Annotated in this window: 10 protein-coding genes and 1 riboswitch; of the genes, 8 read left to right on the top strand and 2 right to left on the bottom strand. The window is 49.8% G+C overall.

Annotation, left to right across the window (positions count from 1 at the left end; genetic code table 11):
* Positions 1-640 precede the first annotated feature (640 nt).
* Positions 641-2809 carry an ATP-dependent DNA helicase DinG gene (gene dinG / locus BFW38_RS08875; protein ID WP_068998056.1) on the top strand — a complete coding sequence of 723 codons (2169 nt, stop codon included), beginning with the start codon at positions 641-643 and terminating at the stop codon, positions 2807-2809.
* A 127-nt stretch (positions 2810-2936) separates the two neighbouring features.
* Here dinG and BFW38_RS08870 read toward each other — a convergent pair whose 3' ends face one another.
* A complete protein-coding gene (locus BFW38_RS08870) occupies positions 2937-4439 on the bottom strand; it encodes a TrkH family potassium uptake protein (RefSeq protein WP_342668850.1) in 1503 nt (500 codons plus the stop codon).
* A gap of 410 nt (positions 4440-4849) precedes the next feature.
* Between BFW38_RS08870 and BFW38_RS08865 the strand changes: the two genes are divergently transcribed.
* The 7 genes from BFW38_RS08865 to BFW38_RS08835 all read left to right on the top strand — a co-directional run bounded on the left by BFW38_RS08865 (position 4850) and on the right by BFW38_RS08835 (position 13659).
* A complete protein-coding gene (locus BFW38_RS08865) occupies positions 4850-5260 on the top strand; it encodes an acyl-CoA thioesterase (RefSeq protein WP_068998055.1) in 411 nt (136 codons plus the stop codon).
* 184 nt (positions 5261-5444) lie between these two features.
* Entirely contained in the window at positions 5445-6149 is a 705-nt protein-coding gene (gene cmk, locus BFW38_RS08860) for a (d)CMP kinase (protein WP_068998054.1), read from the top strand.
* Between the two features lie 245 nt (positions 6150-6394).
* Positions 6395-8056 carry a 30S ribosomal protein S1 gene (gene rpsA, locus BFW38_RS08855; RefSeq protein WP_068998053.1) on the top strand — a complete coding sequence of 554 codons (1662 nt, stop codon included), beginning with the start codon at positions 6395-6397 and terminating at the stop codon, positions 8054-8056.
* 301 nt (positions 8057-8357) lie between these two features.
* Positions 8358-9962: a methyl-accepting chemotaxis protein gene (locus tag BFW38_RS08850; protein WP_084004553.1), complete on the top strand. Its 1605-nt coding sequence runs from the start codon at positions 8358-8360 to the stop codon at positions 9960-9962.
* Between the two features lie 63 nt (positions 9963-10025).
* A riboswitch (TPP riboswitch) is annotated at positions 10026-10126 on the top strand.
* A 167-nt stretch (positions 10127-10293) separates the two neighbouring features.
* The gene (thiB, locus tag BFW38_RS08845) at positions 10294-11316 is read left to right on the top strand and encodes a thiamine ABC transporter substrate binding subunit (protein WP_068998051.1); all 1023 of its coding nucleotides are present in this window, start codon (positions 10294-10296) and stop codon (positions 11314-11316) included.
* On the top strand, positions 11292-12929 hold the full coding sequence (gene thiP / locus BFW38_RS08840) for a thiamine/thiamine pyrophosphate ABC transporter permease (RefSeq protein ID WP_139116584.1): 1638 nt from the start codon (positions 11292-11294) through the stop codon (positions 12927-12929). The genes thiB and thiP overlap by 25 nt, the downstream gene beginning before the upstream one ends.
* A 79-nt stretch (positions 12930-13008) precedes the next feature.
* Positions 13009-13659 (top strand): thiamine ABC transporter ATP-binding protein, encoded by a 651-nt coding sequence (locus tag BFW38_RS08835; protein ID WP_068998050.1) that lies wholly within the window; start codon positions 13009-13011, stop codon positions 13657-13659.
* A 38-nt stretch (positions 13660-13697) separates the two neighbouring features.
* Here BFW38_RS08835 and BFW38_RS08830 read toward each other — a convergent pair whose 3' ends face one another.
* Positions 13698-15293 (bottom strand): sensor domain-containing diguanylate cyclase, encoded by a 1596-nt coding sequence (locus tag BFW38_RS08830; protein ID WP_068998049.1) that lies wholly within the window; start codon positions 15291-15293, stop codon positions 13698-13700.
* Between the last annotated feature and the right edge of the window lie 52 nt (positions 15294-15345).

Here is a 15345-nt window from a genome sequence, read left to right as displayed (position 1 = left end):
GAGTTTGAGGTCGATGAAACTGAAGACTACACAGACAGCGACGCTCAGACGGCAGGTACCTTGGTTTTATCTGGCGCTGAAACTTCATCAGATACTGAGGTCTCACCTGGTGTTGAAGCCTCACCTGGTGTTGACGCCTCAGCTGATGTTGAGCGTGACCCCAATGCGGAGGTGGCATCGGCTCGGCCCGAAGCTGATATCGAGGGCAGTGACATGCCGGTTGAAGCTGATACCGATGAACGCGATGCTGATTTGTCTAAAGTGTCGGAAGCTACCGGTGATGCTGTAGAAGATCAGTCAGCTGAAATCGACTCGTCAGACAGTAAGCGGTCTGAAGATGAGGACTCATCGGTGACGAAGCCTTCAGGTTCATCAGGTGCTTAATCATATCGTTCGGTGATGTTGTTGTTTCGATAATACTGCTGGTTAGTGGTACAGATATAAGCAGTAGGGATATAAGTGGTACAGACAATAGGTCAGCATCTGCTGGCCTATTGTTGTTTTATGACGCCATGTTTTGATGAGCCGCTGCTGTTAATTATTTGCATTGGCTTGGGAACTGTTTATTTGTTCAGTATTATGGGGGTGGGGGTTCCACCACTCATATCGCATTCATTCCATGATATCGACAGGTAGTGTTATGTCAGCTCAAGGCCTTGATGAGGGGTTGCGTCAGAGTATTCAGAAGGCCTACAGCCGCTTTCTCAAGGGGCGTGAGCTGAAGCCTCGTGCTGGTCAGAAGTTGATGATTGCCGAGATTGCACGGCTGCTCGGTAATATTCGTCAAGACGATGAGGGCCGACGCCTGGGGCAAGATCATATTTTAGTGATTGAAGCCGGCACGGGGACCGGTAAAACATTAGGTTATTTGCTGGCCGCGCTGCCTATCGCGATTGCGCGAGGTAAGCGGCTTGTGATCTCGACGGCGACGGTTGCGTTGCAGGAGCAGCTCCTGCAGCGGGATTTGCCTGATATCGCACGTTTTGCTGAGCTTGATTTCAGCTTTGCGTTAGCGAAAGGGCGTGGGCGTTATTTATGTACTGCGCAGTTGGCGCGTTTGAATGATGCCAGAGGCCAGACGGAAGATGATAACGGTACCTTGAGCCTGTTTGAAAATGAACTCTTGAGCCGTCAATCAGGCGATGATGATGCTCAGCTTGACGAGTTGATGCAGGCTTTTGTCAGTGGTCGTTGGGATGGTGATAAAGATACTCTCGACCAAACCGTGCCGGAGAGTCTGTGGCAGCGTTTAACAACGGATCATCAGCGTTGTGGTAATCGACGTTGTCCTCATTTTGCCCATGCTTGCCCCTTCTTTGCAGCCCGTCGAGACTTGGAGAATGCAGATGTTATCGTCGCGAACCATGACTTGGTGTTGGCTGATTTAGCATTAGGGGGTGGGGTTGTCCTTCCCTCGCCTGAAGATACCTTTTATGTGTTTGATGAAGGCCACCATTTGCCTGATAAAGCCATCAAACACTTTGCTTCAAGTTTGCGAGTCAATGGGGCCTTGAAGTGGCTGAAACTATTAGAGCGTTCTTTGCCAGAGTTAATGTCGGCGTTAGGCGAAAGTGATGGCATTCGACGCCAACTGAATCAGCTGACGGATCCGCTGACGACTATTGGGCGAGATTTGGGAGCACTGAATAGTCAGCTCTATGACATTGCACAGTTTGAACGTCGTTCTGATGGTCATGCACCACAATTTAGATGGCCACAAGGCCAGGTTCCTGAAACGCTGCAGCAATTTGCCGGCCATCTATTGACTGGTTTTGCACAGATCACCCGTTCTCTTGAGAGCATGGTGTCTGTATTGCGAGAAGCGGCTGATCCTGAAAAAAATACGGCCTTAGATCGGGCCGAAGCGGAAGCTTGGCTGCCTATGCTCAGCCTATTGTGGACGCGCTCACTGGCTGCACATGAACTGTTCAGTGCTTATGCTCACGTTGAAGGGCCTGAGGATTCGCCGCGTGCGCGCTGGTTGACGTTGCATATTAATCAAACCGGTGATGAAGATATTGAGTTAGCGTCTAGCCCCGTCAGTTCTGCGGGTGATTTGGCGTATCGCTTATGGTCCCGATGCCATGGGGCTGTCTTGACGTCAGCGACGTTAACGGCATTGGGTCGCTTTGATCGTATTCGTCAGCGTGCGGGATTGCCCGGTGATGTTGCCTGTCGTGTTGTGGAAAGTCCGTTTGATTATCCTCGTCTCGGTGTTTTGGAAATCCCTGATCTGGCTGTGGAGCCTGGGCGAGGCGCTGATCAACATGATGAGGCGATTTTTCGTTACTTAACTGAACGCTTGAGTGACCAGTCGGCCGCACTGGTGTTATTCAGTTCACGTAAGCAAATGCAGGCGGTTTATGAACGATTGCCTTCAAAGTGGCGTGAAGCGACGCTAACGCAAGACGGCCTTTCCAAAGGGTTTTTGATTGCTCGACATCGAGATCGTATTGACGGTGGTAAAGGCAGTGTGATTTTTGGCCTGGCGAGTTTTGCCGAAGGAATTGACTTGCCCGGTCGCTATTTGAATCATGTGATTATCACGCGTCTCCCTTTTGCGGTACCAGATGATCCTGTTGAAGCAACCTTGGCGGAGTGGATTGAAGGCCGAGGGGGGAATCCTTTTATGCAAATCACTGTGCCGGATGCCAGTATTCGCTTGGTTCAGGCCTGCGGGCGGCTCATTCGAACGGAGCAAGATGAAGGTCGGGTCACGCTCTTGGATCGTCGTATTCTGACTAAACGATATGGCCAGGCGTTACTGGATGCGTTACCTGATTTTCGCCGTGAAATTCAGTCGTTGTAAAATTGAGTGGTTGTAAAATTAAGTCGTTATGAAGCTGAGTGGGCTTTACGTCGCGTTAAGCGAGCGACGTAAAGCCTAAGCGTGTTGATGTTGGGTCTTACATGGATGTTGGGGCGTGCGTTGATATTTAAGAGCGCCAAAATGCCCGGGTGAATAGAATCATAAATGTCACGATTTCTAAGCGTCCCAGAATCATGCCGAAAGACAACATCCACTTAGCCGCATCAGGAAGAAGTTCGAAGTTATCGGCGGGGCCGATCAGGTGTCCCAATGCTGGACCAACGTTAGCCACCGCACTGACGGCACTGCTCAAGCTCGTGAGAAAATCCAGCCCCATTAAAGAGAGTGCGAGTGCTAGGCTGGCGATAGTGAAAAAGAAGAAGAACGCAAAGGCGACCATTGAACGGATAACGTCATCCGGTACTGGGCGGCCATTAAAGCGCTGTGAAAAAACCCCTCTAGGGTGGAGCAGGGATTTTAATTGATTAGACATCAGAATAGCGGCCAACTGTAAACGGAAGATTTTGAATCCACCGCTGGTTGATCCTGAGCAGCCCCCGATGAACATGATGTAAAAGAACACCATGACCGAAAAACTGCCCCAATCATTGTAATCACTTGAGGCATAACCTGATGTGCTGACCACAGAGATGACGTTAAATGTCGCGTGAGTCAGCGCTTCAAACCAATACCAGCCACGGACCTCGCAAAGATATATGGTGAGCGCCAGAATGGTCAGTGCTAGCAGTTTCAGCAGCGCCCTGACTTGACTGTCTTTCCAGAAAGGCTTCCAGTTGCGCTGAATGAGTTGGACATAAAGTAGGAATGGAAGCGAGCCGAGTACCATGAAAAAGCTGCTGATCCAGAGAATCATTGGGGTATCAGCAAAATGTCCCATGGAGGCATCATAGTTGGCAAAGCCCCCTGTTGCGACAGTCGTCAGGCTGTGGACCAGTGCATCAAATGGGTTCATACCCGCAAGCCAGTATGAAAAGCCACACACTGCCGTTAACCCGACATAAACCTTGCCAATGGCCTTGGCGACTTTGCCTGATCGAGGGAGGGCTTTTTCTGACCAGTCTGATGACTCGGTTTGGAACAGTCTCATCCCACCGACTTGCAGGAAGGGGAGGATCGCCATCCCCATCACGATAATACCAATCCCGCCAAGCCATTGAAGGATACCTCGCCACAGCAAAATGCCGTGTGACAAAGTGTCTAAACCGCTAATCACGGTAGAACCTGTTGTCGTGATTCCCGAGACGGTTTCAAACCAGGCATCAGTGATGGAGAGATGGGTTGAGCCCAGCATCATCGGTAGTGAGGCAAAGGCGCTCATCATCAACCAACTTAAAGTGGTGATCATAAACATTTGCCGACCGGTCAGAATGAAAGGCGCGCGGGCACCGAGAAATGCCATGACCAATCCAAGGCCAATGGTTAAACCCATCGAAAGTCCGAAGGCCCAGACATCGGGATGACTTTCCTGGATCAGCAGCACAAGCGGCGCGGCCATAAACCACCCCAATAGGATGAGCAGCATCCCCATTAGGCGCAATAGCGGTGCCAGCCACATGAAAACCATTCGAGGCCAGGGCATGTGGCGAAGTGAGGTTCGAGTATCACTCACGTGAGTAGTCCTTCCCATTCGTACATTACTACTGCTAATGATTCAGGTGTTATTGAGTGGCTATTGAGCCACATCCGATATGGCATGCATGCCCCGATGATACCGGTGAATGGCAGTCACTTCAGTGGTATCAGGATTAAGTGGCACAAGGATAAGGGGTGTGCAGTCAGTAAGCCACCTTCGCAGGCGCAAAATTTACACTTTTGTCGAACGGTTGTTTTAATTTTGTCTGTGATCTGCGTAGACTCGAAATAAAGTAAGGCTTGGAATGCCCTGGCTAGCGGTGCTGAAGGCGTGTCAATGATCAGTGTCAGAGGGTAAAGCGTCTGGTTGATAAGCCGAAGTATTGGCTTGTTCAGTCCGATCAGCATGCGCGTTACACGTTCATAACAATGAAAAAGGAGAGGCGAATGTCCTCACATGCAATAGAAATTAAAGTGAGAGGCTATCACTTAGATATTTATGGGCATGTCAATAATGCCCGTTATTTAGAGTTTCTTGAGGAAGCGCGATGGGCTTTTATTGAGGCGCAAGGGGGCTTAGAAGAACTGACACGCTCAGGCTTAGGCATGGCCGCAGTGAATATTAATATCAATTATCGTCGCCCGGCCTGGGTGAATGAAGTGTTGAGCATCCGTACGGGGTTGCGTCGCGTGGGCAGTAAAAGCGCCGTGTTACATCAAGATGTGGTGTTGGCGCACGATGAGACACCTGTAGCGGATGCCGATGTCACTTTTGTGTTGATTGATGTGAAACGCCATCAGACCGTCGAACTCGATGAGGGCTTGCGTAAACAGTTTGCGCAATGGCCAGAGCTGTAAACACATGATGCGATCAACGCTTGCTCAACATCAGCTTACTTTTATGGGGCGGCTTTAAGGGGATGGCGTTTAAAGCTGATGGTGAATGCCGCCATGCAAATTTGATTGGTCTGAGTATAATGCGGGGCATTTAAAACTGCTTCAGTAGACAGCAAAAGCTTGCCATGTGGAGATTTGTACAATCATGACTTCAGAGGTTAACAGCATCCCGGTGCTCACACTGGATGGGCCGGGAGGTGCAGGCAAAGGTACCGTCAGTATGCGTTTGGCTCGTCAATTAGGCTGGCATTTATTGGACTCTGGCGCCTTGTACCGTCTGGTTGCTCTGGCCGCGATACGCCATAAGGTTGATTTGGCCGATGAAGCTCACCTGGCTGAGACAGCGGCAGCGTTAGCCGTTGAGTTTATCGCTACCGATGAAGACTTGGTTCAAGTCATGCTTGAAGGGGAAGATGTGAGCCAAGCCATCCGTACTGAGGCTGTGGGAGGGGCCGCTTCTCAAATCGCGGCTTTTCCTCAAGTGAGGCAGGCGCTACTGGAACGTCAGCGTGTTTTTGCTCAATCGCCAGGGCTTGTCTGTGATGGGCGTGATATGGGGACTGTCGTTTTTCCGTCCGCCACATTAAAAATTTATCTGACTGCCAGCGCTGAAGAACGGGCGTTGCGACGCTTTCGTCAGTTGCAGGAAAAGGGGATGGATGCTAATATCTCGTCCCTTGAGCAGGAAATTCGTGACCGGGATGAGCGCGATATGAATCGTGCCGCCGCGCCACTTAAGGCGGCTAGTGATGCGATTGTCTTGGATAGTACCGATCTCGATATAGATGCTGTAGTGAATAAGATTCATGAGCTGTTAAAAGCGCGTGGTCTCACTTCAAATGCAGTATAAAATCCTGCGGGTTTGACCAGATTTTAACGAGTTTTAAGGCGTTGATTACGCTTTAAAGCTGAAAATCGAACACAGTAAGACACACTGAGTGCCATGTCATGAGCTGCCAGGGTCCCCTATGAAAGCCCTGTCCGTTCTAACCAGCGTTAACATGTCTCGGTGATATTTGACTACAGGCCCACGTTTGCTGGTGACGTGGAGGGCGGTATTAACCGCTTGCTAAACGTTGATCATATAGGACGCACATGAGCGAATCTTTTGCTGAACTGTTTGAAGAAAGCCTTAAGAATGTAAACATGGAAGCGGGTGCTATTGTATCCGGTTCTATCGTTGATATTGACGGCGATCGAGTGACCGTTAACGCCGGTCTGAAATCCGAAGCCGTGATTCCGCTGAATCAGTTCGAAAACCCCAGCCAATTGAGTATTGGTGACGAAATCTACGTTGCACTGGAAACTGTTGAAGATGGTTTCGGTGAAACGCGTCTGTCTCGCGAGAAGGCACGTCGTGCCGAGTCCTGGAAAGAGCTGGAAGCTGCTTTCGAGAAGGACGAAATCGTCAAGGGTATGATCAACGGCAAAGTCAAAGGTGGCTTTACTGTCGATATCAACTCTATCCGTGCATTCTTGCCCGGTTCTCTGGTTGATGTTCGTCCGGTACGTGATACCACTCACCTCGAAACCAAAGAACTTGACTTCAAGGTGATCAAACTCGATCCGAAACGCAACAACGTTGTGGTTTCTCGTCGTGCTGTGCTTGAAGCTGAAAACAGTGCTGAGCGTGAAGCACTGCTGTCCACTCTGGGCGAAGGCCAGGAAGTTAAAGGTATCGTTAAGAACCTGACTGACTATGGTGCTTTCGTTGATCTGGGTGGTGTTGACGGTCTGTTGCACATCACTGATATGGCATGGCGCCGTATTAAGCATCCGTCTGAAATCGTTGCAGTCGGCGACGAAATCAACGTGAAAGTGCTGAAGTTTGATCGTGAGCGTAACCGTGTATCCCTGGGGCTGAAGCAGCTGGGTGAAGATCCGTGGGTCAACATCAAAGCGCGTTACCCGGAAAACACCAAAGTGACCGCTCGCGTCACTAATCTGACTGACTATGGCTGCTTCGCCGAGTTGGAAGAAGGTGTTGAAGGTCTGGTTCACGTGTCTGAAATGGATTGGACCAACAAAAACGTTAACCCGAAAGCGGTTGTTAACGTAGGTGATGACGTTGAAGTGATGGTGTTGGATATCGACGAAGAGCGTCGTCGTATTTCTCTGGGTATCAAACAGTGCCGTCCGAATCCGTGGGAAGAATTTTCTGCGGGTTACAATAAAGGTGACCGCGTTTCAGGGGCAATTAAGTCCATCACTGATTTCGGTCTCTTTGTTGGCCTGAATGGCGGTATCGACGGTCTGGTTCACCTGTCTGATATTTCTTGGAGCGAAGCCGGTGAAGAAGCGGTTCGTCGCTATAAGAAAGGTGAAGAAGTTGAGACTGTAATCCTGTCAATCGATCCGGAACGTGAGCGTATCTCTCTGGGCATTAAACAGCTTGAGAGCGATCCGATGAACGAATTCCTGGCTGTGAATGACAAGGGTTCTGTTGTCAACGGTACCGTGATCTCTGTTGATGCCAAAGAAGCCATTGTTAAGCTGGCTGAAGATGTTGAAGCTGTCCTGAAAGCATCTGAAATCAGCAGTGAGCGTGTTGAAGATGCTCGCAATGCGCTGAACGAAGGCGATCAGGTTGAAGCGAAAATCATCAATGTTGATCGTAAAAATCGTTCTATCAGCTTGTCTATTAAAGCAAAAGATCAAGTTGAACAGCGTAAAGCAATGGACGATATGAGCACCCAGAACAGTCAGGCCACAACAATCGGTGACCTGATCAAGCAGCAGATGGAAAGCCAGAACTAATCTGACTTCTCTATGTTGTAAAACCATTGAGCATTAGTGCTCGTGGTCAAAAACCGCCTTCCACAAGAAGGCGGTTTTTGTGTTTAAAGCCTGCCCTCAAATCAATTCATCCTAAAGTTTGTTTGATATACCGCATCATTTCATTACTTCCATAATGGCACCTCTCATTTTTGTATGATTCTTGGCCCAAAGTTGAAGCGGCGAAAAGACGCATTAGGATTACACTAAATCAGTAGCGGCTTAAATTGATGGCTAAATATGAGTGATATGCCGCTAAAATATAAAATGCAGAGGATGCGTTATGGCTCAAATCCTAATGGCTTGGAGCTTGCTCATTGCAGGAGGAGTAGTTACGGGTGCTATGGCAGGAGGCTGGGTATGGGGTGGCGGGGTAATGATATTGGTGGGGGGCGTGATCTTGACGTGGAGAGGGCGACCCCAAGCCGCTTCGGTTAGTGATCTACAACGAATTTATGACGCCGATGGGGATCAACTTCAAGCGATGTCATCGGCGGTGCTATCAGCCGTTGAGCAGGATTACCGTGCATTGCGATTAATGGTTCATGACATGGTGAATCGCAGTAGCCTGACCGCCATCGCAACGGCTGAAGTCTCTCATCATGCCGATCATATGGGGCACTTGTTAGACGAGCAGGCCAAAGCGACGACAACTGTTGCATCGACGATGACGTCTATCTCTGTCGCCATTGAGCAGGTGTCGTCCAATACGCTCAATGTCAGTGAACGTGCAGATCAAGCCCGAGATGAAAGCTTTTATAGTCGCGATGCCCTGGCGACTGTCATGAAGGATATGCGCCGATTGTCAGAGCGCTCCCAGCAGGCGCTTAGTTTAATTGAGACCCTGAGTGAAAAGAGCCAGAGCATTCAGGCTGTGACTCAAGTGATTGAGGGCATCGCTGAGCAAACCAATTTACTGGCATTGAATGCTGCGATTGAAGCCGCTAGAGCGGGAGAGCATGGGCGCGGCTTTGCTGTTGTCGCAGATGAGGTGCGCTTATTGGCCAGTCGAACTTCTGAGTCGACGCGACAGGTTGAATCCATTGTGGCTGAGATTCATGACAGTGCGGCTCAAGTGGTTCATAACATCGGTGATTTGATGCAGCAGGTGACTCAGGGCGCTGAAGAAGTGGAGCAAGTGGGTCACCGCTTGGATAGTATGGCTGATCATTTTGAAGAGGTTGGGATTCAACTGAATGGTATTGCGGATGCCGTGACGGATAGCCACCAGCATGTGGCGCAGATGGCTGAGGCTGTTGAAGCACTGAATGAACAGGTGGTCTCAGGGAACCAGGACATGCAGCAGCTGGTGACTCAAGCCAGTGGGCTGGTTGGGGCCGCGGAGTCAATGAACGCGACTTTGGCTATACAGCGTGTGTCCAGTCGTCATCAACGTATTTTTGAATTAGCGCGTCAAGCGGCTGATGAAGTAGGGCAGTGTTTTGAAGAGGCTTTACGTTCTGGACAACTCACCGAGCAGTCGCTTTTTCAACCGCAATATCAAGCGATCGCCAACACTCATCCTCAGCAATATCACACTGGATTTGATCAGTTTACGGATCAGCACTTACCTACGATTCAAGAGCCACTCTTATCACATTCTGGTATCGCTTTTGCGATTACCTGCGATAAACAAGGTTATGTCCCAACGCACAATACTCAGTTTGCCCAGCCTCCATCCGGTGATTATGAGCGAGACCTTAAACTCAGCCGTAGTAAACGCATTTTTGATGACCCAACGGGGCGTCGTTGTGGTGCTCATGAAGATGCGTTGTTGTTACAAACTTATAAGCGGGATACCGGTGAAGTGATGCATGATTTATCGGTTCCCATTTATGTCAATGGGCGTCACTGGGGGGGCTTCAGGATTGGCTATTTGCCTGATTGAGAGCCGTTAGTTTTCTTTATTGAGAGCGGTTAACTTTATTTCGGCGAGTGCGATGCGTATGATGCCAGTATCACGGGGTGCCTGTTTATAGGTTATAGGCTGAGAAAAAACCCGCAATACCTGATCCGGGTGATGCCGGCGTAGGGATGATATCAGCGCTTCTGCTAACGTGATGCCTCCCCCTGCTGCGAAGCTGACTTCAGTCTGATGCTTTGCCGTCTTATACCCTGGTTTATTTTTCTAACGATGCTGCTTCCTACGCGGTGAGATCGGTTGAGATTGACTGGCTGACCGGCTGGGTGTGGTGTGCAGCTTGCTTGAAGTCGGATCAATGATGAAGACTGTGTGGTTCTGGGTGGGATGTGTTGCGATATGGGTGAACTTTGCTGTTGGGTCTGTGGCTGCTGCGGCTGATAAAACGCCTGTTTTGACGGTTTATGCGTCTGATTCTTTTACGTCTGATTGGGGGCCTGGGCCTCAATTAGAAAAGAGCTTTGAAGCGCGTTGTCATTGCGATCTCCGTTGGGTAGGGTTATCAGGTGGTGCCAGTATTCTTCAGCGCCTCCGTCTTGAAGGTGAGGCCTCTCCTGCCGATGTGGTGTTGAGTTTAGACATGAACTTAATGCAAGCGGCTGAAAAGACGGGGTTGTTAACGCCTTATCAATTTGAGTTGCCTGAATTAAACTTGCCTGTCGAATGGACCAGTTCTGTTTTTGTCCCTTATGACTGGAGCTACTTTTCGTTCGTGTATGACGCTCGGCAGTTGTCACAACCTCCGACTAGCCTGAAAGCTTTGGTGGATGCTCCCGATGACCTGAAAGTCATCATTGAAGATCCGCGCACCAGTACGCCGGGCTTTGGGCTTCTATTGTGGGTTAAGGCTGTCTATGGTGATCAAGCGCCGCAGGCATGGGCACGATTATCCCGTAAAATTCTGACGGTCACACCGGGTTGGAGCGAGGCTTATCAGTCTCTATTTCTCAAAGGTGAAGCGCCATTGGTGATGTCCTATAGCACTTCACCCGCTTATCATCTGACGGTGGAGCACAGTGATCGTTATCGTGCCGCTCAATTTGATGAGGGCCACTACCTGCAAGTTGAAGTGGGGGCTGTTGCTCAGCACAGTGCTCATCCTCAATTGGCACAGAATTTCTTGCAGTTTCTTATCAGCGAGCAGGCGCAGAAGTCGTTACCGCTGACTAATTATATGTACCCTGTCATTGATATCGGATCTGCATTGCCACCTGCATTTCATGATTTGATTCAGCCCCAATCGCTTTTAATTTCCCCCGATCGTGTGGCTGCCAATCGACGCGATTGGATTCATGAGTGGTTAGAGGCTTATACGCGTTGAATCGCTGGTTGCGCATGACGCCTTGGCAAGTCGTACTGTGCTTGCTGGTACCGATTGTTCTGCTACCTGGGTTGGCCTGTGCTGCTTTCTTGGGGCTTTTTTTGCAGGCCGATGATATGGCTGAGGTTGCCCTCTGGCATGATGCGTATCTATGGCGGGTTTGGCGCTTTACTTTGGGCCAAGCAGCCTTGTCGACTGGCTTGAGTGTGTTGTTGGCCATTCCAATGGCCTGTGCTTTGTTACGACGCCCTCAATTTCCGGGGCGAACCCTTTTACTGCGTAGTATGGAAGTGACGTTGGTATTGCCCGCGCTAGTGGCGGTGCTGGGGTTGATTAGCGTGTATGGCCGTCAGGGTGTGGTCGCACAGCTTGGCAACATGATGGGGTTTTCTTGGTCATGGCGCCCCTATGGGCTAGATGGCATTGTCTTCGCGCACTTATTCTTCAATGTACCTTTGGTCGCACGTTTATTGTTACAGGCGCTTGAACGTCAACCCCGGGAACACTGGTTGTTGGTGAGTCAGTTGGGACTGCAGCGTTCAGCGATTTGGCGGACGATAGAATGGCCTGTTATTCGTCAGTACTTACCCGGCTTAGGGGCATTGGTCTTTACCCTATGTTTCACCAGCTTTGCGATTGTGCTCACGCTCGGAGGTGGGCCTGGAGCAACGACATTGGAAGTTGCGATTTATCAGGCCTTAAGGTTTGATGATGCGCCTGGACAAGCGGCTTTTTTAGCGCTTCTTCAATTGGCTTCATGTGCTGTGATATGGCTGTGGAGTCATCGTCATGTTCAATCGCTATCAGTATCGGGCGCTTTTTATGGTGACAGACCATGTCGTCCCGACCAGGGGGGATTTGCTTGGCTGAGCGATGGTTTCTCCATCTTGCTTTTGATTGGATTAATTTGGCCGCCTTTGGTTTTGGTTATCGGACAAGGATTGTCTGGTGTGCCCGCCCTATGGTCGCAATCGCTGATTTGGGCCGCCCTTGGACGCAGTTTGATGATTGCCTTGGGTGCCGCCCTTGTGGCTGTCGTGCTGGCGGTGAGTCTACAGGCCGGAATCAGGCAGCTGCGTTTATATGGTCATGAACGATTAGGCCAATGGCTGGCGGTGAGTGGGCGCATGACACTGATGGTGCCTGCCATGGTGTTGGGTACCGGCTTGTTTGTACTACTCAAACCCTGGGTGTTGATGGTGAATCAAAGCCTATTTTGGGTCGCGCTATTGAATGGGCTCATGGCGGTTCCTTTTGTATTACAAAGTCTGCCCGCTATGCACTCTCGCGGTGAGCAAGGGCCGATACGCTTGTTGCTCTCTCTGGGCCTTACCGGTTGGGCTCGGTGGCGATGGTGGCTATGGCCTCAATGGCGGGGGCCTATAGGCTTGTCGCTGGGTTACGCGATGGCACTATCACTGGGGGATTTTGGCGTGATTGCCTTGTTGGGGATGCCGAGCGAGCCGACGTTGACACAGTTATTACATCAACAATTAGGTCATTATCGTACTGAAGGCGCGGCAGCAACTGCCGTGACTTTATTGTTGGTACAAGCGATGGGGTTTATGTTCTGGCGCCACTGCTTGAGACCTGCTCGATCAAAACGTTTTTGATCAAAACATTTTTGCTCGGCCATTATTCGATAGGGCCGATATTTAAGTGTGTTTGGTGATTGGATGGGGTTTGTAAACGGTGTTAGTGGTCGATCACTTATGTTTTGAGTACGCCCAAGGTCAGCATTTTGACTGGAGCTTTCAGCTACTCCCTGGCCAATGTATGGCCATTACAGGGGGCAGCGGTGCCGGGAAAAGTACACTTTTGCAAACCATTGCAGGGTTCTTGACGCCAACGGCAGGCACCTTAACTTGGCAGGGGCAGGATCTTTTGCCTTTGCCCCCTTGGCAGCGGCCTGTCACCAGTGTATTTCAATCTCATAATCTGTTTGCTCACCTGGATGTGATGACCAATATTGCCCTTGGTCTTAACCCCCGGGGAAAGCTATCTTCTGAGCAGGTTGCGCAAGTCAGCACTTTACTGGCTCAAGTCGGATTAGCAGGTTTTGAGCATCGATTACCTGAAGCCCTTTCTGGTGGACAGCAGCAGCGGGTGACTTTAGTTCGAGCTTTATTGCGTTCTCAGCCTCTGGTGCTGCTTGACGAGCCCATGACGGGGCTGGACTCTCAAAATCGAATGTATCTTTATGAACTGTTCAATACCATGAAGCAGCAAGGATATGCGATCTTGCTGGTGTCACATGATGTAAGTGATGTTGAAGCATTGGCTGATCGCTGTTGTTCGCTTATCGACACTGAAGCTGGCGTGATGCTGGAGCCCTATTCGTGAGTCAGTGAGAATGCTGGAAGCACCCTAGGCTATTCATTTCATTGGCCGAGTGGCCCGCATATCCGATTACGCCCTTCAGCCTTGGCCTGATAAAGGCTGGCATCCGCTCTTGATAAGAGGTCATCCAGCTGATCCCCTGAGTGCTGTAATGCGGTGCCTGCACTGGCGGTTACACTGATCTCTTGTGAACCAAAAGCAATGGGGGATTCAGCGATCACTTGGTGTAATCGTGCTAGAATCCGCTCGGCACTTTCATGGTTGATCGGCGCGGTGAGCAGAATAGCGAATTCTTCTCCGCCTAGGCGTCCCAGTAGATCCTGCTGACGTAGATGATCTTGCATACTTTGGCTGATGTGGCGTAGAACCGCATCGCCTGCCGCGTGCCCATAGTTGTCGTTGATCTGCTTGAAATGATCGAGGTCCAACATGACCAAAAGCTGGCCTTCGGCGACCGCTTCTAGACGTTCTTCGCATTGATCGATAAACGCTCGGCGATTAAATAAGCTGGTCAGTGGGTCACGTGTTGCTAATACTTTAAGCTCGGACTCTGCCTTCAGTCGCGCTTCTTCTGAGTTTCTCGCATGGAACAACAATCCGAGGGTATCGCTGATAGGGGTCAGCCACTCAATATCTGCTTGAGAGTACCCACCAGGCTTGTTGGCAAATCCCATCATGCCTTTGACTTGGCCTGCGTGTCGTAGGGGAATGCCCAAAAAACAGTGGAGAGTGGGATGACCCTCTGGTACGCCACGGCTAAATGGATGTTGGGCGGGATCATTCGTGATGATTTCGGTATTCGATAAGACGGCCTGCCCAAAGAGGTTATCCAGATTATGAAAGTCTAACGTTGACTCATGATACTGCTGGTACATTGCACGACTCAGAGCGTTCCAGCTGATATCTGTAATATGGTGTATGCGTAGAAATGGCGGCTTGTCTAACTGATGAAAGACTTGACCAATGAAACCGAATTGGCTTCCTATTAATTCTAAAAGTTCATCAAAGATATCACTACAGGCGGATTTTACATCTTGGTTTTGCAAAAAAATCTTTTGGGCTTGGTTAATCAACTGTAGTTGTAAGTTCTTTTTCTGCCGATAGTGCTCTTGTTGTAACTGTAATGCGGTTTGTTGTTCATGCTGTTTTATCAGCTCCCATAGTTGACATTCATCGACGACAATACGCGCCATTAACTCAAGGATTTGTAGTTGGTGTGCTGGTAATGTTCGAGGCTTATGATCAATGACACATAATGTGCCCAGCGTAAAACCGTCTAATATCAAAGGTACGCCAGCATAAAATCGGATGTAGGGTGCGCCAGTCACTAAAGGGTTATCGACAAATCGAGGATCTTTTAGGGTGTCGGTAATGAGCAGTGTTTCTTGGTTGGATACGACATGTGCACAGAAAGAAATACTCCGTTCTGTTTCACAAACATCGATACCATGCTTGGATTTAAACCACTGCCGGTTGTGATCGACTAGTGAGATCAACGCGATGGGTATTTCTAGAATTTGGCTAACTAGTTTTGTCAGGCGGTCGAATCGTTCTGAGCGGTCTGTATCTAATAAACCGATGGCATCAAGGCGTGTCTGTCGAGCTGCTTCATCCTTGGGGGCTTGTGGCAGCAGCATAACGACCTCCTGGCATTAATGGGCGGAAAACAGGATTTCTGGATGACAATTT

This window comes from Terasakiispira papahanaumokuakeensis, assembly GCF_001709345.1.
Taxonomy (GTDB): domain Bacteria; phylum Pseudomonadota; class Gammaproteobacteria; order Pseudomonadales; family Halomonadaceae; genus Terasakiispira; species Terasakiispira papahanaumokuakeensis.
This window is presented reverse-complemented; position numbering and strand designations above follow the sequence as displayed.